At 41.3% G+C, this 21,019-nt stretch carries 21 protein-coding genes and 2 pseudogenes; 7 read left to right on the forward strand and 16 right to left on the reverse strand.

Translation table 11 applies throughout. The annotated features are described in order from the left end of the window. A partial coding sequence (locus tag LQV63_RS29690; RefSeq protein WP_233699413.1) for an IS4 family transposase occupies window positions 1-893 on the reverse strand: 893 nt, incomplete at its 3' end. Between the two features lie 290 nt (window positions 894-1,183). Between LQV63_RS29690 and LQV63_RS29695 the strand changes: the two are divergent. The 3 genes and pseudogenes from LQV63_RS29695 to LQV63_RS29705 all read left to right on the forward strand — a co-directional run. Beyond that, window positions 1,184-1,375, forward strand: a pseudogene (locus tag LQV63_RS29695) (sensor domain-containing protein); the annotation flags it as partial. Between the two features lie 286 nt (window positions 1,376-1,661). After that, window positions 1,662-3,068, forward strand: coding sequence for an MBOAT family O-acyltransferase (locus LQV63_RS29700; RefSeq protein ID WP_233699414.1), 1,407 nt, complete (start codon window positions 1,662-1,664; stop codon window positions 3,066-3,068). A gap of 21 nt (window positions 3,069-3,089) precedes the next feature. Continuing rightward, window positions 3,090-4,376, forward strand: a complete 1,287-nt coding sequence (locus LQV63_RS29705; protein ID WP_233699415.1) for a DHHW family protein — start codon at window positions 3,090-3,092, stop codon at window positions 4,374-4,376. A 327-nt stretch (window positions 4,377-4,703) separates the two neighbouring features. On the opposite strand, the gene LQV63_RS29715 is transcribed toward LQV63_RS29705, so the two are convergent. From LQV63_RS29715 to LQV63_RS29725, 3 genes are all read right to left on the reverse strand, one after another. Beyond that, window positions 4,704-6,176, reverse strand: coding sequence for an amidase family protein (locus tag LQV63_RS29715; protein WP_233699416.1), 1,473 nt, complete (start codon window positions 6,174-6,176; stop codon window positions 4,704-4,706). A 164-nt stretch (window positions 6,177-6,340) separates the two neighbouring features. Further along, window positions 6,341-6,610, reverse strand: a complete 270-nt coding sequence (locus LQV63_RS29720) for a CD3324 family protein (RefSeq protein ID WP_233699417.1) — start codon at window positions 6,608-6,610, stop codon at window positions 6,341-6,343. Window positions 6,611-7,045: 435 nt separating this feature from the next. After that, complete coding sequence (locus LQV63_RS29725) at window positions 7,046-7,303, reverse strand: DUF6463 family protein (RefSeq protein WP_233699418.1); 258 nt, start codon at window positions 7,301-7,303, stop codon at window positions 7,046-7,048. A gap of 464 nt (window positions 7,304-7,767) precedes the next feature. On the opposite strand from LQV63_RS29725, the gene LQV63_RS29730 reads away from it, so the two are divergent. Beyond that, window positions 7,768-9,108 carry a lytic polysaccharide monooxygenase gene (locus LQV63_RS29730; protein ID WP_233699431.1) on the forward strand — a complete coding sequence of 447 codons (1,341 nt, stop codon included), beginning with the start codon at window positions 7,768-7,770 and terminating at the stop codon, window positions 9,106-9,108. Between the two features lie 140 nt (window positions 9,109-9,248). On the opposite strand, the gene LQV63_RS29735 is transcribed toward LQV63_RS29730, so the two are convergent. The 5 genes from LQV63_RS29735 to LQV63_RS29755 are packed head-to-tail and all read right to left on the reverse strand — an operon-like array spanning window position 9,249 to window position 12,364. Beyond that, complete coding sequence (locus LQV63_RS29735) at window positions 9,249-10,121, reverse strand: CPBP family intramembrane glutamic endopeptidase (RefSeq protein WP_233699419.1); 873 nt, start codon at window positions 10,119-10,121, stop codon at window positions 9,249-9,251. A gap of 32 nt (window positions 10,122-10,153) precedes the next feature. Next, window positions 10,154-10,444, reverse strand: coding sequence for a YfzA family protein (locus LQV63_RS29740; protein ID WP_233699420.1), 291 nt, complete (start codon window positions 10,442-10,444; stop codon window positions 10,154-10,156). 54 nt (window positions 10,445-10,498) lie between these two features. Then, the gene (locus tag LQV63_RS29745; RefSeq protein WP_233699421.1) at window positions 10,499-11,125 is read right to left on the reverse strand and encodes an ABC-2 transporter permease; all 627 of its coding nucleotides are present in this window, start codon (window positions 11,123-11,125) and stop codon (window positions 10,499-10,501) included. Beyond that, on the reverse strand, window positions 11,118-11,984 hold the full coding sequence (locus LQV63_RS29750) for an ABC transporter ATP-binding protein (RefSeq protein ID WP_233699422.1): 867 nt from the start codon (window positions 11,982-11,984) through the stop codon (window positions 11,118-11,120). The genes LQV63_RS29745 and LQV63_RS29750 overlap by 8 nt, the downstream gene beginning before the upstream one ends. Beyond that, complete coding sequence (locus LQV63_RS29755) at window positions 11,981-12,364, reverse strand: GntR family transcriptional regulator (RefSeq protein WP_019422168.1); 384 nt, start codon at window positions 12,362-12,364, stop codon at window positions 11,981-11,983. The genes LQV63_RS29750 and LQV63_RS29755 overlap by 4 nt, the downstream gene beginning before the upstream one ends. A gap of 478 nt (window positions 12,365-12,842) precedes the next feature. Between LQV63_RS29755 and LQV63_RS29760 the strand changes: the two genes are divergently transcribed. After that, complete coding sequence (locus LQV63_RS29760) at window positions 12,843-13,166, forward strand: GNAT family N-acetyltransferase (protein WP_233699423.1); 324 nt, start codon at window positions 12,843-12,845, stop codon at window positions 13,164-13,166. A 300-nt stretch (window positions 13,167-13,466) separates the two neighbouring features. Here the strand turns inward: LQV63_RS29760 and LQV63_RS29765 are convergent, their stop codons facing one another. Further along, complete coding sequence (locus LQV63_RS29765) at window positions 13,467-13,805, reverse strand: hypothetical protein (protein ID WP_233699424.1); 339 nt, start codon at window positions 13,803-13,805, stop codon at window positions 13,467-13,469. A gap of 321 nt (window positions 13,806-14,126) precedes the next feature. On the opposite strand from LQV63_RS29765, the pseudogene LQV63_RS29770 reads away from it, so the two are divergent. Beyond that, window positions 14,127-14,465 (forward strand): annotated as a pseudogene (locus LQV63_RS29770) (IS4 family transposase); the annotation flags it as partial. On the opposite strand, the gene LQV63_RS29775 reads toward LQV63_RS29770, so the two are convergent. The 3 genes from LQV63_RS29775 to LQV63_RS29785 all read right to left on the reverse strand — a co-directional run bounded on the left by LQV63_RS29775 (window position 14,397) and on the right by LQV63_RS29785 (window position 17,591). Beyond that, window positions 14,397-14,639 (reverse strand): hypothetical protein, encoded by a 243-nt coding sequence (locus LQV63_RS29775; protein ID WP_233699432.1) that lies wholly within the window; start codon window positions 14,637-14,639, stop codon window positions 14,397-14,399. The pseudogene LQV63_RS29770 and the gene LQV63_RS29775 sit on opposite strands and share 69 nt — an antisense overlap. A gap of 419 nt (window positions 14,640-15,058) precedes the next feature. After that, window positions 15,059-16,900, reverse strand: coding sequence for a serine hydrolase (locus tag LQV63_RS29780; RefSeq protein ID WP_233699425.1), 1,842 nt, complete (start codon window positions 16,898-16,900; stop codon window positions 15,059-15,061). A 463-nt stretch (window positions 16,901-17,363) separates the two neighbouring features. Further along, window positions 17,364-17,591, reverse strand: a complete 228-nt coding sequence (locus tag LQV63_RS29785; RefSeq protein WP_233699426.1) for a hypothetical protein — start codon at window positions 17,589-17,591, stop codon at window positions 17,364-17,366. A gap of 231 nt (window positions 17,592-17,822) precedes the next feature. On the opposite strand from LQV63_RS29785, the gene LQV63_RS29790 reads away from it, so the two are divergent. Further along, window positions 17,823-18,002 carry a hypothetical protein gene (locus LQV63_RS29790; protein WP_233699427.1) on the forward strand — a complete coding sequence of 60 codons (180 nt, stop codon included), beginning with the start codon at window positions 17,823-17,825 and terminating at the stop codon, window positions 18,000-18,002. A gap of 117 nt (window positions 18,003-18,119) precedes the next feature. Here the strand turns inward: LQV63_RS29790 and LQV63_RS29795 are convergent, their stop codons facing one another. From LQV63_RS29795 to LQV63_RS29805, 3 genes are all read right to left on the reverse strand, one after another. Beyond that, complete coding sequence (locus LQV63_RS29795; RefSeq protein ID WP_233699428.1) at window positions 18,120-19,247, reverse strand: NAD(P)/FAD-dependent oxidoreductase; 1,128 nt, start codon at window positions 19,245-19,247, stop codon at window positions 18,120-18,122. Window positions 19,248-19,736: 489 nt separating this feature from the next. Next, window positions 19,737-20,381 carry a GNAT family N-acetyltransferase gene (locus LQV63_RS29800; RefSeq protein ID WP_233699429.1) on the reverse strand — a complete coding sequence of 215 codons (645 nt, stop codon included), beginning with the start codon at window positions 20,379-20,381 and terminating at the stop codon, window positions 19,737-19,739. A 6-nt stretch (window positions 20,382-20,387) separates the two neighbouring features. Continuing rightward, window positions 20,388-20,813, reverse strand: coding sequence for a MarR family transcriptional regulator (locus LQV63_RS29805; RefSeq protein ID WP_233699430.1), 426 nt, complete (start codon window positions 20,811-20,813; stop codon window positions 20,388-20,390). Window positions 20,814-21,019: the final 206 nt, after the last annotated feature.

The raw sequence follows: 21,019 nt of genomic DNA on the forward strand, positions 1-21,019 counted from the left end.
GTCGGCACGTTCAAATGTTGCTTGATCCATCGAAAAAAGACCTCCACCTGCCAACGAGCTTTATACATCTGCGCAATTTGTTCGGCTGTTACCTGCATCAAATCGGTTGCCACCCGAATTTCTCTACCCTCAAAATCCCGAAACATCACCACGCGATGGCGTTTCGTCGATTGGCATTGCTTCGTTCCAAGTTGACTCGTGATGTCCCGGATAACCCGGGAGTCCGGAACTGCCTGACGGCGTAAGGCGCGTGGTTTCTCCAAATGAACATTGTCTCTCAAGCGAACCACAAACGACTGTCCTTCTTCTTTGAACCGATCTAACCGTTCGAGCTTTCCATAAGCACGGTCCATCACTAGAATGTAAGCTGAATCCGCCAATTGCTCGCTCATCGGTCCATCATGCTTAGAACCAACTGTTTCCACGACATTCAGCGGCTGTTGATTCCCCGCTTGCAGAGCAACATGCAGCTTGATACCTGCGCGTTCACCATGATAAGGGGCCCAAGGCAACCGGGTTTTTCCGACCGTGACCGTGGTCGAATCGATGAGAAGCAATTCTTTCGGAAACGTTAGTTTACGACGCGTCTTTCGATTGCATTTGTGAACAAGAAGATGAAATAATTCCTTGAAAACAGCAAAAGGGACCTCTGCGGCTTTGGTCGAGAAACAAGAATAATGAACGGTCGGCAACCCGCTTGATTCGGCATGATCTACACCGGAGCGATAACTATCCCATTGTTCAAAAGCGGATTGGCTCCAGTATTGTAGCAAATGATAGACGCTGAATTTGCGTGCTTTATCTTCGTAGCCCATCTGTTTGACAACTGAATTTACTTCGTCCTGGCTCAGAACGGATTGAAGGATGGACTGGAGCGTGATAGAATTTTTCATGAGATCGTCTCTTTCTTAAATCGGTTGGTGGTACAAACGATTCTACAGAAAAGACGGTCTTTTTTCTACCATTTTTAGATTAATCAACAGGCGTGCTCGCAGATAATAGTAGAACTTCGAGACTGGTGTTTCGAATTACTTTTCTCATTGTTTTTGTCTCCCTTTATCGTATTTGCCTTATGATCGCTTGGCCTACTCAAGTATTGCAAGGCACTTGTCATACGAACAAGTTGTATTTCGTCATCTCTTTCTCTTGCTACCCCAGTAAAGTCATATGACATTTTTGCACATTTTACTTTTGCTTTTACTTGGTTACTCTGACAGTAGGTTTAGGTCTTTCTTTTTCAGTGCCAGGCATTCCCCTGCTCACTCAAGTATTGCGAACCACGCTAACCTTCGTGCAATACGAACGTATACAAACGAAGATCTATACCGATATCACCACTCAGCCTTACGAACGGAGAATAAGAATAGAGGCATCTTTCTGCCAGTCAGCCTAAGGAATCTATTGTTTTGAGCTTCTCCTGAAGGTTTTACATGAGATGGAATAGCTGGTATAATACTCAGGATTGTTGAGGCAACCAATGTTACAGATGAAAAACTGTGACCCAAAAGATGAACACTTGGAATCAAAGTGACAACATCTTTTCGGGTCTTTTCCAGTTGTTATTATCAAACTTGCGATAATAGCGAGGCAAGCTTTCCGGTCATAGCATTCTTACATTCAAGCAATCACACCCATGATCCAACATAAGGAGGAAGTTAGTTTTGGTCTTTAGTTCAGTCATATTTTTGTTTTTCTTTTTACCGCTTGTTCTTACTCTATATTTTGCTGTTCCGTTCAAATTCAAAAATACGATTCTATTAATTTTCAGTTTAGTCTTCTATGCATGGGGTGAACCGAGGTATGTCGTTCTAATGATATTATCCATCATCATGAACTATGGTTATGGGATCTGGATCGATATAACGGAAAATCAACCCAAAAAGAAAGTCTACATTTTAACGATGGCAATCGTTGCTAATATCGGAATTCTAGGCTTCTTTAAATATGCTAACTTCTTTGTTGATGTCATGAATGCTGCACTACAAACGAATATTCATTTGAAGACTGTTCCATTGCCTATAGGAATTTCTTTTTATACATTCCATGCGCTCAGTTATTTAATTGATGTCTATAGAAAAAAAGAAAAAGCCCAACGAAATCTATTCAGTTTGTCGCTTTACATCACATTTTTCCCGCAGCTAGTAGCAGGTCCTATTATTCGATACAATGCTGTCGCCGAACAACTCAGCAAACGCGTATTTTCTTCTATCCAGTTCACTGAGGGAATCAAGCGTTTTATTCTTGGTTTGTCTAAAAAGATACTCTTAGCCAACCCACTCGGGTCCACAGCAGACACCGTGTTCGCCACGTCTACAATGGATCTTTCAACCGGAAGTGCTTGGATTGGAATAATCGCCTATACGCTACAAATCTATTTTGATTTCTCAGGTTACAGCGATATGGCGATCGGTTTAGGTAAAATGTTTGGCTTCGAATTCGCAGAGAATTTTAACTATCCTTATATTTCTAAAAGCATTTCTGAGTTCTGGAGACGCTGGCATATCTCTCTTGGCAGTTGGTTCAGGGACTATGTATATATCCCGCTCGGTGGAAGTAGAGTTGCCCCGTGGAAGATCTATCGAAATTTATTTATTGTGTGGGCACTAACGGGGTTTTGGCACGGAGCCAGCTGGACATTCATTGCTTGGGGCACCTATTACGGGATTCTTATCGCGCTGGAAAAAGCCGGTCTTGAAAAGATGCTTTCTAAGATTTATCCCTTAAACCATGTTGTTGTGTTGCTGTTAGTCATGATTGGATGGGTGTTCTTCCGCGCTGACAACTTTGGATACGCGACAGATTTTATTACTTCTATGTTCTATTCCCGTGGCAATGAAATATTCGATTCCCAAGCACTTTCATTGTTATCTTTAAATTGGTTTTACCTTGCTATTGCTATTCTTGTTTCAACGCCGGTATTTCCGAAACTTCAAAAGCTGCAATTCAGCAAGTCGATAACCAAAGTACAGACCGCTTTTGCATTGCTGTTCTACTTCTTCCTGTTCGCGGAAGTGATCTTATTTCTTATTAATTCAACTTATAATCCTTTCTTATATTTTAGATTCTAATTTTTCAAAAGGAGTAACGAAGTGAATAAATCTATTTCAATCGTTTATATGGTCACCTTTTTAGCTATTATTTTCGGCTTTGGAATTGCTAGCATCATTTTACCGGATAAGGACATTTCCACTAGTGAAAATAGAACGTTAAGCAAGTTGCCCTACATCAGCATCGAAGCCATTTCAAATCGTAGCTTTTTCGAAGACATGAATCAGTATGTAAATGACCAAATCGTGTTGCGTGACGAAATGGTTAGAATCTACCAGAAACAGCAAAACTCCGGGATGTTTAACGCCATGCTGTTCGAGAACATGGTCAACGCTAAAAAACCACATAAACCCGAAGATGGAACAATAGTAACAGATTCACGTATCGTGTCCAAGCTTGTGGTGACTAATAATAAGTGGCTCTTTCCAAATACCGACAAAGTTCTGCATACCCATAATATCGACGCGTCGACTGCCAAATTAAACGATGCGGTCAAATTCGCCCAAGATCAAGAAACAGAAACGTTTTTCGTCTTTAACCCGTCAAGAACCAAATCATTGATGCATTTATACCCGAAATATCTGCAAACCGACGCGTATGCCAAATCGAAAAATTACTTCTTATCTAAACTCGACAAACATATTAACGTCGTTAATATTGGTGATAAGTTCGATACCTTTACTAAAGCACAGTTAGAAGAGCTTTACTTGGAAACCGACCATCATTGGAATATCAAAGGCGCTTTTACAGCTTATCAGGAAATGATTACTCAAATCTCTAAGATGTCGACCAAATTCGAAGACAAGCCGATGTCTTTAAGTGATATCCATGTTTCTCAATTAACGACTGGCAGCTTCGAGGGCAGTTATAATACTCAAATCAATTATGCCTTAGATCCCAAAAAAGCAGATAGAACGATTATTTACGAACCCCGAACGCCGTTCACCTTTAACAATTTTGAAGTTATTAACAAGGACGGCCAACAAACCGTTACGAACTTTAATGAATTTTATGGTTTCAAAAAAGGTCGGAGCACTTATTCTTATGGCACCATATATGGCGGCGACAGACGAAAAATCACTTATGAGAATTCAAACGCTAATAATAAATTAAATGTCCTGCTGCTTAAAGATTCCTTCATGAATCCCATTACGCCGTATTTAGCTCAACATTTCACCAAACTAACCGTTCTCGACAATCGTTATTACTCAGAATTCAGCTTAAAAAAGATTCTAACGAGCGAGCATTATGATATGCTAATCATCGCTTTTCACGACGACAATCTGTTTAGCGGTACTTATCATTTTGAGAAAAAGGACGACAATTAGGTCTAAGCAAAGAAAGCAAAGTCTTCCGCAGAAGACTTTGCTTTCTTTCTGCTATATTCAGTTCAAATTAAAGTTTCATCTTTAGACCCTCATGGGTCGCTACAAATCCTAAACCTTCATAAAACCGCAATGATCTTCTCACGATGAATCACATCTTCCTCAATTAAGAACTTTGGAATGAGCTTATCATCCTGGGTTCTTTTAATTTTAACGCAAGGTTTGAAGTTACATATGCTTCTTCATAGGCAAAGCGAAACAATGAGCGAATAAAGCGAATGCGATGCCCTAAACTGCTTGGCTTTTATCGACCAGATTGCTTCGATCTTTTTAATTCTTTAAATCTGGCATTCTCCTGTGTTTCGTTTTTTGTTCGAATGCAAATGCAATACGAATTAGTGTCGGTTCACTAAATGCCGTTCCTGCGAATGTAATCCCGAATGCTCTTCCATTATCCTGGAATCCTGCGGGCACTGCTATGGATGGATAACCCGCTTTAGCACATATATCAGCTCCGACATAAGAAGGAAACAGGATTGTATCCAATCCATACTTTTCTAAAGCATGATCTATACCCATATTTTGCGAGTAATATAAATCAGTGATAGACTCTAGAATGTATTTCTGACTCTTTAATGGGTTTTCTAATTGTGATCGATACTTCAATGCATCTTGTCCATATTTCAAAGCCTTCTCCGTATTCTGTTCATTCCATTCAATTAACTCATGCAAAGTATGAATTGGTAAATGAGCTGGGAGACTTTGCAAATAATGTTCAACAGAATGCTTAAATTCAATGTTCATTTTGTTATATTCCCATGCTCTATTGAACGATGGAATTTCTATTTCTTCTATTACATTGGCTCCATAATCTTTAAGTATAGCCACAGCATCATTAAATAATTTTTCATCATACTCTCCAATGTCACGATATTTCTCAGGCGGAATATTTCTGAAAATACCTATGGTTGCTTTACTTAATCCGTCTTTATCCAAAAATGCTGTATAGTCCACATTAGAACATTCATTCTTCCAAGTAGCTGGATCACTTTCATCTTTTCCCGTAAGAACACCTAATAAGATCGCTGCATCTGTCACAGTCCTTGCCATAGGTCCGGCTGTATCCTGAGAATAAGTCCACGGAATAATCCCTGATCGACTTATTAAACCTACGGTTGGCTTTATACCAACAACAGCGTTCTGTACAGATGGGCTTAAAATAGAAGCAGATGTCTCTGTCCCAACGGCAACTGTAGTAAAATTTGCTGCAACGGATGCGGCAGATCCCGTACTAGAACCACCAGGAAAATAATCCCCATATGGATTCTTTGTTTGTCCTCCTGTTGAACTGTATCCAGCCCACATAGATGTCGACATACCATTTGCCCATTCTGTCATATTTGCTTTTCCAAGAATAATTGCACCTGCTTTCCTTAGTTTTTGAACAAGGAAAGCATCCTTTGCGCTAATGTGGTTTTCCAAAGCTATTGCACCTGCACTTGTATGCATTTTGTCTTTTGTTTCAATATTTCCTTTCAACAATACAGGGATACCATGTAAAGGGCTTCTTGCTCCTACTAATTTTCTTTCTTGGTCTAATGCTTCTGCAATAAAAATCGCATCAGGATTCATTTCCATAATAGAGTTGATCATGGGTCCACTCTGATCGAACGTTGCGATCCGATACATGTAATACATAACAAGGTCTCTTGAAGTAACTTCCCCCTTATACATTGCATCCTGTAATTCAAGTATCGTCGCTTCTTCACTATTTATTTTTTCTAAACCAAAAATATGTTCCATGTTGAACTCCTACTTTCGATTTTTGGTCATTTATTTAAATCACTCTTGTCAATCTCATGAGCTTAATGTATACATTTGACTGCATTTAATATATATAAAAAACAATTACTACTCGTATTGCACATAAAAAAGGTTTGCGGGTTTAACCCCACAAACCTTTGATTTTAGCTATTTTTTGAGTACACAATTTTTTTGATACTATCATGGGAGAGGCTGAACAGTTCTGAGAGTTGATCAATCGTCAATCCATCATTGAATCGCTGGCGAATCTCGCCGTTTCTGAGGTTCAGGTAATTTCTGTTGCCTGACTTTTCTCCCCACTTTTTTCGAGACCCTTCTGCGTTGGGGATGTATATCATTCGACCTTCCACATACTTCTGTATTTCCTTAAGCAAGTCTTTTGGCAGAATAGCTTCAGCACTTGTATATTTCAAAATAGATCTACTCCTTAAAATTAAATTGAATTTTAAGGTAGCAAAACCTATACTATAAACTGTTCTCACCATACAAATCAGAATGAAAACGTGCGGTTACTTTATTAAGCTCCATACAAATAACCGCCATGGTCATAATATAGACTTTGCATGGAGCTTGTCATTAGCGACATTATTATTCAATCTTTACCCTCCTTCAACTGAATACTTGATAACTAAATATTCTATGGTAATCACATTAATTCCTTCTTAACATTATCTCATTTCCCGTTAGCGCAACGAGGCTACCGATCCATGCCGGCAGCCTCGTCTTAGTTGCTTATTGAGGAATCGGGCTCTTGAGCGTCGTCCGCGAATATATCCCGCCCTCGGTTACGCTATGCTTGATCTTGATCTCGTTTTCGTGTTTTCACGTGACGCGACAAAGATTGACTCTTACCTGCGTATGATAATGACTGCTTGCGGAATGATGAGCCAGAAGCCGGATACCGGCATGAAAAATACACCAATCAAGCTAAGTGCCAGCAGGTGGACGCCGATGAATTTTGGTACATCCGTCCCCTTGACCCGAATAAGCCAGTTCATTAAGCGGGCAAGCATAAACAAAAGAAGGCCAAACAACAAAAACCAGAAAGCGGCAGCTCTGTTGGCGTGCAGTTGGGGATGTGGCGCATCAAAGTCAACTCCTAACAAAACTAGTTGCTACTGAAAACTTATAATGATATATTCTTATTGCATAGTAATATTATGGGTATTAATATGTTGCTTTCACACGCACTACCCACTTCTGCTCGGATGCATCCTACCAATTAAGAATTTGCATGAGACCCTACCTTATGACCAACTATTGAGCCAAATGGCCGCGTTTGCTTTAAGTTCAACTCGGCTACGATATCCCTCAACCTAACACCTAATTTCAAGAATCAGATACTTCATGATGCCGCTCCCGTTGCTCTAGAATACGCCTCTGACGATTCGACAATATCAAAATGCATTACTTCTCTATCAGCCTGCTCAACAGATTTTTTCGTCTTGTGAGGAACTGATATAAGCTCTTATGCGAGTTTATATATATTCAGCATATGAAGGAGGTGTCATTTGAACATTACAAAAGTTATGGATTGCTAATAAAAATGAATGAATGGAGGAAATTTATGATGTCTAATTTATGTTTATCCAGTGCAAAGAGGCTAAAATATCTCATTACTGGTGGTACCATGCTCGTGCTTCTCTTCGCGATGTCCCTCATACTCGGGGATAAGGCATTCGCACACGGTAACGTGACCAACAGCCGGGCAGGTCTATGCGCAGACGGCGTTAATAAAAACTGTGGACTGATTATTTATGAACCGTATAGTTTGGAGGCACGTAAGGGATTCCCGGCGGGAGGCCCTGCCGATGGGAAGATTGCGAGTGCTAACGGCGCATTCGCCCCTCTCGATGAGCAATCTGCGACTCGTTGGACCAAGGTTAACATAAGCCCAGGTCCAACAACGTTTAATTGGAAGATTAAAGTACCTCACGCAACGACAAGCTGGAAATATTACATCACAAAGCAAAACTGGAATCCTAATGCACCGCTTACTCGCGACTCCTTCGATTTAACTCCTTTTTGCAACGTGCCTTACAACGGTAAATTGCCTGGGAACACTTACTCCGATACTTGCAACGTTCCGAGCCGAACTGGGTATCAAGTCATTCTTGCGGTTTGGGAAATTTCTGATACCTTAAATGCCTTTTATAATGTAATTGACGTTAATTTTGGTGGGGACGTTGATAATGTAGCTCCGACTGCCCCAACCGGTGCAACCGTATCCAATATTGGGACGACAAACGCAACCATCACTTGGAACGCCTCCACGGACAACATTGGGGTAACCGGCTACCAGATCTTTAACGGCTCCAACCAAATCGCAACGACAAACGGAGCGTTAACCTCCAACTTGACAGGTTTAACTTCGAATACTTCGTATACGATTACGGTAAAAGCTGTTGATGCCGCCGGAAATCTATCCGCAGCAAGCAATGCGGTAACCTTCACGACGCTTCCTGTGACCGGTCCGGATACAGTAGCTCCTACAGCGCCAAGCAGCCTTCATGTCATGGGCAGCTCAACTTCTACAACAGTTCCATTAATGTGGAACGCTTCTACGGATAATGTCGGAGTTACGGGGTATCAAGTATTTCAAGGCACGACGTTGATAGCGACTGTCTCAGGATCAACTGTGGAATACCTTGTCACGGGTTTGACGGCAAACACTTCGTACTCCTTCACCGTTAAAGCGATTGATGCTGCTGGCAACGTATCGTCAGCAAGCAACGTTCTGAACGTCACTACACCGTCCGCTCCTACTACATATCCGTCTTGGAGCGCAACGACAGTGTATGTAGCCGGTAATAAAGTAACGCATAACGGCGTAAATTATGAAGCGAAATGGTGGACACAAGGCGAAACGCCAGGCTCTTCAGGCACCGATGTGTGGAAAGTAATCCCTTAGAAACGGCGAGCCATCAATAACCTATGCAAATGGCCGGCAGCATCTCATTCGAGTTGCTGTCGGCCATTTTTGCGTTGTTCGGGACTATGGCGTTCCATGGCGCATACGACAAATGTACGAGACTGGCTCTTGCACCGATGTTAACTCCCTTTCCGTATTAAACGCTTCGCACTTAATATAACGAGCGATACGATAATGCTCCCGATTTGCATCATGGCGATAGCGAATAGAAAGCTGAGTCCGTGTATTGAGTCTTGGTAGGTTATAATTGGGGGTACGCCATAGACATGCGGAAGAACGACAAACCGCATAATTTCTAAGTATGTAAGGTGAAAACCAATTGACGCCCAGAGGCTTCCGGTCCATAAACGGAGTAGCTGCAAGCCTACTCCAAAACAAAAAATGATTACAATATAAGAGACGTCAAGCGATACTCCAGGTGCAAGTCCAACGAACGCTTGAAATAGGGCAACCGCTGTCGTAACGGATACAAATAGCAATGTCTGAAGTAATACGGATAACCAAGCTGGGAATCGATGACGTAACACATCATACAGCAGCCCTCTTAACCCTAGTTCCTCTGGCAAAGCTTCATACAAAACGGCAAACAAAACATTGATGAGCAGCGCAACGAACCACTGATCGGGGGCATGCCATTTTTCAATGACAATCCATCCTTGAGAACTGGCTATAATGAAGCCCATTGCACCCAGTGCAATTGCCAAGAGAACCCCAGTAAAAAAGTGATATCCCCTTTTCCAGGAATATATCGGCGTCTTCGGTTTTATACCAGTCATCCGATAGAGACGCTGATATAAATACAAAATAATAGGAACCACCAGCCCGCTCATCACAAGACCCTGAATCAGGTTTCGAACATGCTTTGATGAGCCGAACAATTGTTCAGCAACATCACCGGAAAGACCGGCTAAAAACAGGACAGCAGTTACTGTTAACCATCCGGCGAACAATAAACCTATCCATTTCTTATTCTGATTTTCACTCTTTATCATTACATCACATTCCTTTCATAACATGAGTAGATTCATTTTCTTAAAAAGATGTCCTTTATCGCATCTATTAGTGCAGACGGAAGTAAAGTAACGGCAAAGAACGCGGTAAATACATTAAATTCCGGTATATTATAAGGAGTGAACCATTCTGTAAATAGCGTCGAATGAACAATTTCACCCATCAATGTTCCTGGTTTAAATTCTCTGAACTGTGACCATGAATTCATCTCACAGACGATAAAGAAGATCTGCACAACTAGTAATCCCCCAAGGGTCATCATCCAGCCTTTTATTCGACTAGGACGACCTTTTTGAGTATGCATCCTTTCCCATCTCCCCTATTCGAATATTGTTTGATCATGCAACAATGTGGCCTCTTATAATTCCTTTTTAGTAAACAGAACTGCAGCTATATAGTAGGAAACAATGAACAACAATATGATTCCGATTAAAATAAGATATAACGTAGGATCACTATGCAATCTGTTCTCGTTGATCATATTCATAAACATAGCCGTAGGCTGCGCCAGTGCAAGCAGAAGTATGAAGAACACTCCATTGATAATTGAAGTTCCTTTCTTACTTAGCGAATAGAAAAGCGGCAAATAAATGGAAGCCAGGGCTAGCACGATGGCTGCTGGTCCTATTATGTCCATGACCGTTAATTCTGGTTTGTTAAGTACCGGGAATACAGATGTAGCGAACATGTGAATGCCATAAGATGCTAGGACGCTGACAAGGCTAATAATAATGCTCATCATGTATTTCGCTTGTACGATATTTTTACGGCTAATCGGCAGCGTGACCAGAAAATTGTGGTTCTGATTTTTTACATCAATCATCGTAGCATGGCTTAGCGTGGCGAAAGCCGTATAAATGCCCACAAGGTGAACAGAAGATGAATGCTTTGGTATAAAAACAGCACTGAATACAGTAAGAAACATGAGGCCCATCCATAGTGAGCTTTTCAAAGCGATAAAGTCTTTTCGAAGCAAGTTAAGCATGAATCCGTCCTCCCTTGGCGGTGAAATACATGATGTCTTCTAAGGTTGGCTTATCTAGAAGCGCATAATTTCCGAACAAATCCTCAGCTTCCTGCCTGTTATCTACCAAGCCTTCAAAACCAACCGTTGTCTCGCGAATCCCGATAAATTTGTTTCGTATATCGGAATCGAGCAGTTCGGAGTCGCCTTTTACGATCGCGTATCTCTCGAATAACGTATCTTTCGCTTCATTGAAAACGAGTTTTCCACGATTAATGAAAGCGATGTAGTCGGCAATGCGATCCAAGTCTGTCGTGATATGAGTTGAGAAAATAATCGAATTTCGCTCGTTCTGCATCATGTCCGCAAGCAGATCGAGCATCTCTCTGCGGAACACAGGATCAAGTCCGGAAGTTGGTTCATCCATAATGAGGAGCTCGGCCTCGTGCGATAACGCGACAGCTAGGGCAAACTTCACTTTCATCCCCTTGGATAACTGTTCGATCTTCTTCTTCGGGGACAATTCGAACTGCTCCAAATAGCGGTTAAATTTCTGTTCGTCCCACTTCTTATAGAAAGGCGCGATCATTTTCTTCATGTCACGAATGGTAAGGTGTTCGTAATAGAAGCAATCATCCGACACGATGCCGATGCGCTGCTTGATGTCTACTTCTTGCGCAGGCATCTTGCAGCCTAGTATCTTAACGCTCCCAGAGTCAGGACGTATCATGCCAAGCATCATCTTGATCAAGGTGCTCTTCCCTACACCGTTGGGACCAATGAGTCCGGTAATGTAGCCTTGCTTCACATCCAAAGATACTTGATCGACTGTAAATTCGGGGTACGTTTTCGTTAGATTGCGTATTTCAATAACGTTCATGGTGTGTGTTCCTCCTCGAACAATAACTTCATATGATCAATTACATCTTGTTGGCTCATGCTTAACTCCTTGCTTTCACGAATGATGTCGAGCATTTTTTCTTCTAGTTGTTTCATACGCTGCTCCCGAATGAAGTCTTTATTGGCCCCTGATACGAAAGAACCCTTGCCTACAACAGAGTCGATCAGCTTCTCTTTCTCCAACTCTTCATAGACACGCTTGGTTGTAATTACACTAATTTGCAAATCCTTGGCCAGCTGCCTAATGGAGGGGAGGCTGTCGCCTGCACGCAATTCACCGCTTAGGATGCTCTGTCTAATCTGGTTCATAATCTGCATGTAAATCGGATCGCTCGATGCGTTGGATATTATAATTTTCATGTTTCATCACCTCGCCTCTGTCAATCGATCAAATACCGTATATATACAATATACACACTATTCACTTGTGCATCAATATATAATTTATTTATTGTTTGAAGTTACATATTTTATTGAAAAAGGGCAATCCAATGAATATATGTTATTGTCCTCTGACAGCCGATTCAGAATCCAATAAGTTCACTTTACCGGCATAGTTAAAAAGCAAAAAAGCACCAGCATCTCTACAGAGGTACTGGTACTTCCAGTTTTAGATATTTGATTTATGACATAAAACAAAACAACCGCATTTCTAATTCCTCTAAACGTATAAGATCAAAAGGTAAGGGAAAAGGGATATAATTGCGATATTATTTCATTTCACTGGAAATGTGTGGGTAGACAATAGAGAACATTTGAAGTATGCAAAACAATCGCTTAATTGTAGAATGTGTTAAAATAAATAAGAATATAGACATCATCTTTATGATGAGATAACATGACCACCACAAATACTAACAATATTACATTTACGAAGGCTGATATGCGTCACCTAGAATTAGTAAAAGAATGGTTTAATAGCCCGCATGTCCAAGAGTTTTGGGGAACAAGTGATTATACTTGGAATAACTTTACCAACAATATTTTGAATGGTAAAAAAGAGTTATTCGATTATTGGATTGCTTCTTATAATAATGAACCCTTTTCCCTTATCATGACATCTGATGCTAGTGAAGACAACCCAGTGTATCTTATGCCATTTCTTGAATCTGACGGACAACCCCTTACCCTCGACTACTTGATTGGTAATAAAAATATCTAGGAAAAGGGCTATCCTATTTAAGGAGACTTTTCAGGGAAGTCGCATGATCTGATGAAATGGAAAAGAAATTAGACGAATATTTGCCAAATGCCCCAGATAAATACTGACTACCTTAATTCGTTCAACTCAAAAAAGCAACATCGCTAAGGATGCCAGACTGTATTGGTTTGTGTAAACGAGATTTAATTAGGCACGCTATTCTTAGAACGCGAACTTTTTTTTGCCATGGCTTTAACAATTTCGATCATCTGTTCCTTGGACATATCGGATTTGGTTGAAATGCTGTAATAGGATTTGCCGTTACCGTACCAAAACACGTAATCTTGGAACGTTCGGATCGGGTTCTTTCTTATCGTAAGGATGTTCGTAGACGAAATCTTTCAGCTTGGCTTCGTCTGGACCTACCGTATACTGAGATAAGATCAGCGTGTCTTTCCCATTCGTATACTCAAGATGGATTCTTCCCACCTCTTTCCACTCCATCTTTTTCGTGTAAATGCCTTTTCCGTTGCCTTTCGTTTTAGCCTCTGCCTTCAAAGCAGCATAGAATTTTTCATCTTGCGGATGTTTAATTTCCCCTTTGGAAAACTCATATCCCTCTGGCAGGTTGGATAGCTGCTGCAAGATGGGGCTTTTCAAAGTAGAAGCTTTTTTTAAGTAATCCTCATATGTAGAGTATTCAAGGCCTTTCCCAAAAGGGAGAAATTCCAGTCCGTTATTCAGTTGTTTGTATTTATAACTCAACTTTCGCAGAGCCGAACACGGCTTAGTTGTTTGTTCTGTATGAGCCTAGACTAAGTTAAATATAACTCTTGAAAAATAGAAAAACACCGCTTCGTTTGGTAAAGTGAGAGTTGCGTAGCTTCCACTACCACACAGAAGAGGTGTCCTCTATATGATAGAGCAGAAAGAGCATCATAATCAACTCCCAAACGAAATAAAGCCAGCATTTAAGGAACTAAAGTTCTGCTTTCACTAAGCGTTGCAACCGTCCAAAAAGTCGAGACACTGACGACTGCTGATCATGTGTCCGTACTCATCTTTGACGATTCCATGTTTGAACGCAATCGCAGTAAATCCGTCGAGTTGTTGGCTCGGTTCAAGGACCATGCCACAGGGGCCTTTTACAGAGGATTCCGTATGCTAACGATGGGTTGGTCGGACGGGCATTCGTTCATTCCGGTGGATTTCGCCTTACTCAGCTCCACGAAGTCCCAGATTAATGGGATCCTAAATGGAATCGATAAATGCACGTCCGGTTACAAACGCCGTCAAGAAGCCTTGCTTTCGGCCCCGCAAGCTGCGAAAGTTGAGTTTATAATACATGACATACGTATCATCCGAATCTTTGAGAAGTTCTTTAACTCTCTTTTCCTCTGCAGTTGGAGCCTTGTTGGCTGCTTCTTTTGCAGCGGTTTTTTTGGCTGGCTGGGAGGATGCCGCCTCCGCCGCGAGGTTCACGGAAGAACCCAAAAACAAAATACTGCTTAGTGTTGCGATTGCTACTTATGTTGCTACTTTCACTTTATAATGCTCCTCTCATATGATTTTTTTTGATTCAAAAAAACTACAACTGTAGTTGAAAATTAATACTACAATTGTAGTTCAATAATATCAACATACTTTGTGCAGAGAAATATTTTCGCGCTTTTGTTACATGCAAAAATGACCCGCATCACTTGCGGATCTAGTAGCTGCGAATGCATCTGCATCTATCACCAACACCTGGCTTTCAAGCGGTGGTAATTCATTACGTTCAGATTCCATGAACATAATTGTTTTATTTGTATAACCTTGATTTGCTTTGTACTTATAATTTCCGTTTTCTGTACGGTGAACTAATATTAGTTCACCGTACAGTTTTCTTGCTAATTGATTTATAAATTGAAGCTTTAAAACAAATCAAACGAAGGCCAATCTCTAATGCGCCCGACAATCGTCCACATCAGGTTGTCAAGATCAGTTCGCATTTTCTGTAATTGAGCATCGTTACGTGAATTGACCAATACGGCCCAGCAATAGCCGTTATTTGTTCGAACAGCAATCGAAGCAGTGCCTGGTATATCACCGTCATGCCAGTAATTTCCTGAAGGGTGGATGTTCCATCCCTTAGCATAGTTAGCAGGGCTGCCATCGGCCCTACTTGCGATCGTTGGTGTGTACATCGTTGCGAGAGAACCGCTAGATAAAATATCCGGCTTAGTAGGGAAGCGATCTACACGAACGAGGAAACGGGCTAGATCAGTTGCAGACGCGATCCATCCTCCGTGCGCATCCATGCGAGACACTCTGATTGCATACGGGTTCCAGCCGCTCTGTGTATAGTACACAGCTTCGTTGGATCGGCGGTCTGCGAGAGTATCGCCAGCAATGTGCATATCCGAAATCCCGCAGGGAGCGAGAACGTGCTGTCGGACGTAATCAGCATAGGAAGCACCCGAAACTCGTTCAATGACTCGTCCGAGCACACAATAACCGAAGTTGAGATAATCGAATGTCTGACCTGGCACAAAAGTTAACGGTGAGTTATCTAGCATCCATGTAATTAGCTCGTGTTGATTTAAATTGAAATGGCCGAACATTGGATCTTGCGACCGCGCCCACCCGCTAGTGTGTTCCAGAAGATGCTGCACGGTAATTTGATTAATATTCGCGCTATACGGCTGTGTTCCGTAAGTGGTACCGAGGATGGCATTTGTGCCAAACACTCTGTCCCCCAGATTTAACAACCCAGCTTCAATTAATTTGAATACTGCTACTGAAGTAATCGGTTTCGAGACACTGGCAATTCTAAATAGGGTGCTAGTCGTGACCGGTTCATTCGTAGCTTGGTTGGCAAGGCCATATCCTTGAGCAAAGACGAGTCGTCCAAATTGAGTGAGAGCTAGGGAGGTTCCTGGAACCATATGATTGTTCATAAAGGTTGTTACAGTCTGGCGGATAAATGACTGATCGTCATCAGACAAATATGGCTTGTGCCATATCACTGCGTACCGTGCTTCTCCATGCAAGGGGTATCCGTTAACTTTGACCAAACGGAATCCTCGGGCCAACATGGAATTAAACTCCGTTTGATAATCGGCAGCAGATAATCCGTGGCGTGACCACCAAGTGAGGCTGGGACCTTTGATCCAAATTGCTGCATAAAAGTTTTGCCCAGCAACCTCGTAGCCACTTACGCGCCATAGTAAAAATCCCTGACTACTCCAGTGCGTGAACTCTGACTGGTACTCGGCAGCATTCAGGCCATGGCGAGCGGTCCAATTCGGAATTTGAGATTTATCCCAAATGGCTGCAAATCGTGGCTGCCCAGCAACCGTATACCCGCACACATCGACTGGCCGAAATCCTTGCGACGCTAGGGCGTCAAATTCGGCTTGATATTGAGCTGGGGTCATTCCATGACGAGCGCGCCACTCGGGGCCGTTTATTTTATGCCAGAGTGATGCATAGCGATCGGTACCAGCTACTTCATAGCCGCTAACGCATATCGGACGGTATCCTTGGGAAGTAAGGGTCGCAAATAAGGTTTGATGTTCTGCCGAGGACAGTCCATGCCGCGCTTGCCACTCATAACCTGGAGACTTCTCCCAAATAGCGGCATAACGATCGACTCCACCCACACTGTATCCGTTAATGTCGATGAGTCGATAGCCCTGAGAGAGTAGGGAATTAAATTCCGCTTGATACTGCGCGGACGAAAGTCCGTGACGCGCCTGCCATGCATATGCCATAGTATCGCTCCTTGCATCATGATTTAGATAAATCGAAAATAGAATACTGTGTAATGTAGTGGATAACGGGGAATAGGCTTCAATAAATAAACATATTGTCTCTGTTTGGATAGTATGCGCGAAACATAAAAAAGGGTTTTCGCGACTGCGAAGCCCTTTTTAAGAGTACCTACGAATAACGTATTCACTATCCATTAAACATTTGCGGGAACTGCTTGATGATTGCATTTGAAATGTATCATTGTCCCAAATGTATGGTTCACTTGTCACCGCGTGTATCCCCTGCTTGTTTGCAGGTATAACGGAAGTCAAATCAAGTCAGCATACATGATAATCGTAACCAACGTATTAATGATCGTCGTCATTGCATAAGTTCTATTGCCAAAAACGCGTAAGTCAAGCATGGGGTTAGCCGATCTCAGTTGACGGGTACAGAAGAGGATCAGAAAAATTCCCCCGCCAATCAAACAAGACAAGATGACGGCATTCCCCCATCCACTGCTGCTGGCGTTGCTAAAACCGAAAAGGATGCCTCCGAACCCGAGGTGGAGTAAACAATCCCGAGAATATCCGCTTTGGGCTTGGATGTCTCGGATACATTCGTTAAATATCTTATAGATAATAGGATAACGATAACGAGCAGCGGTATCATGCCTATAAACAACCAGCGCCAAGATACATGTTCGATCACAATACCGGCTCCTGCAGCCTGTACCAATCGCCCGGTTAATAACAACGCAAAGCCATAATCCACCTTTTCCATAATAGACATATTGTTGGATTAAAAGCCATGCCGATAGAATAAATACTAGCACCCAAAAATCAAAATCGTAAATTACACTTTTCGGTGAATCGCCAACTAAACGACATTAGGCATCAAATGTGTCGATATTGTTTGTGATTATAGATAAAGGAAGGGAAAATGATGAAATCCGGCAATGTCAAAATCGATCCTCGCATCAAGCGAACGAGAAAGATGTTTAAAGAGGCTCTTATTTCTCTCATCCAGGAAGATGCGGATCAAAATAAGCTGACCGTGCAGAGTTACGGAATGGGGAGAGGAAAGAAAATCAAGGGGGAGGCCATTTCATGTGCTGAATGAGGTCATAGCATCATCAACACTGGGGATTGTAACTTGGTGGATAAAAGAAAAAACGCCGCTATGCTTCTAAGAATGAGAAGTTAGCGGCGAATCTGTTCAAAAGATGTATCTATTTGCTCAACTTTCATCCATTGCTCTTTGAATATCATAATCATTTAGATCGATATCCAGTTTCATTCCTAGTGCCATTTTTGCCAGCTGGCTTCCCAGAAAGGGTCCTACCGTCAAACCGGATGCTCCCAGTCCATTTGCCAATATAAGACCATCCCAGCCAGGAACAGCGCCGATCACCGGAAGAAAGCCGGGTGTAAACGGACGAAAACCGACTCTTATCTCCTGTAAAGTGCTGTTAGCCAAATTTGGTGCCAGTTTTAGCCCTTTATTCAAGATTTCTTGTATTCCGCCTGCTGTAACTCTAGTATCGTAGCCTTCTATCTCATTTTCATGAGTTGCCCCTATAACGATCTTTTGATTATCAAAAGCGAGCAAATATTGATCAGAAGGCGGCATAACTAAAGGCCAGTTGCCAGTGTCATGTTGATCAGGAACCTGTAAATGCATAATTTGAGCTTTTTGATAACTTACCTTAAAGTGAAGGTCTAATGGCTGAAGAAGTGGACTTGCCCACGCCCCTGCACAAACAATAACGAGATCAGACGAGAAGCTTTTTCCACCGACTGTTACTCCTGTTACACGATTAGACTCATATTGTAGCGTGGCATCCCCATTGATCAAGACAGCCCCGTTTCTTTGTGCTGATCGGATCAGCGCATCGCGCAGCGCACGACCATCTACCCGAGCGGCACCGCTAATATGAACAGAATGATAGCCTTCTGCTAACAGCGGAAACCGCTCTTGGGTTTCTTTTTCATTAAACTGGGTAATGTCACCGATTTCCGGTGCATCTGCTTTTCGTACATGTGCTCGCTCCTCCATCTTTCTGAGCTTCACCAAATCATCATGGATACAAAGAGCGCCTACTTGAGCATAGCCTGTTTCTGTTTCGCCCTCGCTTTTGAGTTCTTTAACTAATCCAGGATAAAAATATGCGCCGGCCTTTGCTAACTGGTACCAAGCTTTATTGCGTCGCTGTGATAGCCAGGGGCAGATAATGCCGGCAGCAGCATCCGTAGCTTGTCCTCTATCTTTGCGGTCTACAAGAAGGACATCTGCACCCATTTTTGCTAACTGGTATGCTGTTGATGCCCCAAGAATTCCTGCTCCGACTATGATGACTTTCTTCATGATTACATTCCTTTCCTAACTCTCTGTATCCATTATAGCGAACCTCGCATGGAAGCATAACATGAACAATTTAATTCAATTAATTTCTGTTAAAGCAATTATCAAATCATCGTTTATCTAAAAACTAGACTACGAGCCACTGTACCATACTTAATTTTTAAACAGGATCCAGCAATTTATACATTCCTTATCCTTATCATTGCTCTGCTCGGAATGGGAACTATTGTGGCGGCGTTATCGATAGAAGAAGATAATCGATATAAAATACTGAAGAAAGAGGCTCTACTATTTGACCAAAACTATCTTAAAGAGTTATCAGCGAGGTATGAAATTACAGCCGGGATAATACATTCCTTAATATAACTATCATCTAGAGAGTGGCTCAAAAAAGAAGAAATTCTTGCCGTGCCCCTATTACAGGGGATCTTCGTGATATCAGAGCCTTGGGCGTATAACATTGTTGCCAATATTAATTACTTGTTATTTTTATTAAATATCTATATAATATATCATCCCATTTGGTTGTTTTTTATCACTTTCGCTCAAACTTCCATGGAAAAATCGTTTGTACAGTTTGAATCCGTATGTTTCATAAAAATGATAAGAACATCCAAGATCTGTCCATAAGAACGCACTACGAAGTTCATTGTATTTACAAAATTCTAAATAGCGGTCCATCAATTTTTTTCCATACCCCATGCCGCGAAGTTCCGGACTAACCATAAATAAGTTAATTTCGCTGTCAAATTGTATATCAGTCGTTTCTCCTAAAGTATCTATTTCATTGTGCTTATTTCTTATTCTCCAGGCTGTTCTACGATTTCCAAAGCCTCCGCATGATAGATAATACATCATTCTCAAATTGTTTTTTAATCCTTTGATTCTATATTTCATTTGGCTAAAGAAACTTGCATTTTCTATACTACCAAATAGTATTCCTTTTACGTTATCATGTTCATCCACAATCAAGTCAAGGTGCTCCGAATACATTTCGCAAGATAATACATACGATTGATATATGATTTCTGGATTTTTGGGTTGATTAAACTCTTTCTCAAATGGCCATGTACTACGTATTAAATTTGCACAACTCTCTAAATATTTTTTATTATATTTTTTAAATTTCAATTCCATTGCTCATCACTCCATTATGTCTTTCGTTATAATGTTCAGCATCTTTTCAAATTGTTGTATCTCATTTGCAGTACATCTTTTTTCTAATTCTGCTATTACGTTATTCATATAATTATCATTAAGGCAATAGTAGTCCATAAATTTATCTGTTACTTGAAGATAATATATACGTCTGTCCTTTTTGTCGTTTACTTTTGTAAGATATCCTTTCTTAATCAACTTGTTTATTCTATAGGTTGCGTTTGGCTGTGAAATATTAAGAAACTCTGCAAGCTCGCTATAGGTAGGATTTTTCAAAAAATATACAAATTCGAGACATGACATTTCTACAGTACTTATATTTCCTATGTCTAAAGTTTCGTTTTGAGATGCATTTTTATAAAAACTCATGGTAAGTTTCATATAAAAATCTTCAAATAGATTATTTAGCATGTTTCCCTTCCCCTTTTTTTTGAGAAATAAACTTAAATAAATTTACAGGCCTGTTGATTAACCAGAATATGTAACTGAAAGTGATCCGTAATGGAAATTCACCATACGATCTATGCGAATCGTCCATTCGACCGGCAGCTCGCCTAAAAGTAGCAAACGAGCAAAGCGGACAAAAGAGAGATTAGCATGACGAGGAAACGCTTGTC

The organism is Paenibacillus profundus, from assembly GCF_021369635.1.
Lineage (GTDB): Bacteria > Bacillota > Bacilli > Paenibacillales > Paenibacillaceae > Paenibacillus_B > Paenibacillus_B profundus.

Excerpts from the sequence above, each read along its gene's own strand:
- LQV63_RS29715 (WP_233699416.1), bottom strand. The coding sequence starts at position 6,176 with ATGGAACATATTTTTGGTTTAGAAAAAATAAATAGTGAAGAAGCGACG.
- LQV63_RS29730 (WP_233699431.1), top strand. The coding sequence starts at position 7,768 with ATGTCTAATTTATGTTTATCCAGTGCAAAGAGGCTAAAATATCTCATT.
- LQV63_RS29735 (WP_233699419.1), bottom strand. The coding sequence starts at position 10,121 with ATGATAAAGAGTGAAAATCAGAATAAGAAATGGATAGGTTTATTGTTC.
- LQV63_RS29740 (WP_233699420.1), bottom strand. The coding sequence starts at position 10,444 with ATGCATACTCAAAAAGGTCGTCCTAGTCGAATAAAAGGCTGGATGATG.
- LQV63_RS29745 (WP_233699421.1), bottom strand. The coding sequence starts at position 11,125 with ATGCTTAACTTGCTTCGAAAAGACTTTATCGCTTTGAAAAGCTCACTA.
- LQV63_RS29750 (WP_233699422.1), bottom strand. The coding sequence starts at position 11,984 with ATGAACGTTATTGAAATACGCAATCTAACGAAAACGTACCCCGAATTT.
- LQV63_RS29755 (WP_019422168.1), bottom strand. The coding sequence starts at position 12,364 with ATGAAAATTATAATATCCAACGCATCGAGCGATCCGATTTACATGCAG.
- LQV63_RS29760 (WP_233699423.1), top strand. The coding sequence starts at position 12,843 with ATGACCACCACAAATACTAACAATATTACATTTACGAAGGCTGATATG.
- LQV63_RS29780 (WP_233699425.1), bottom strand. The coding sequence starts at position 16,900 with ATGGCATATGCATGGCAGGCGCGTCACGGACTTTCGTCCGCGCAGTAT.
- LQV63_RS29790 (WP_233699427.1), top strand. The coding sequence starts at position 17,823 with ATGATGAAATCCGGCAATGTCAAAATCGATCCTCGCATCAAGCGAACG.
- LQV63_RS29795 (WP_233699428.1), bottom strand. The coding sequence starts at position 19,247 with ATGAAGAAAGTCATCATAGTCGGAGCAGGAATTCTTGGGGCATCAACA.
- LQV63_RS29800 (WP_233699429.1), bottom strand. The coding sequence starts at position 20,381 with ATGGAATTGAAATTTAAAAAATATAATAAAAAATATTTAGAGAGTTGT.
- LQV63_RS29805 (WP_233699430.1), bottom strand. The coding sequence starts at position 20,813 with ATGCTAAATAATCTATTTGAAGATTTTTATATGAAACTTACCATGAGT.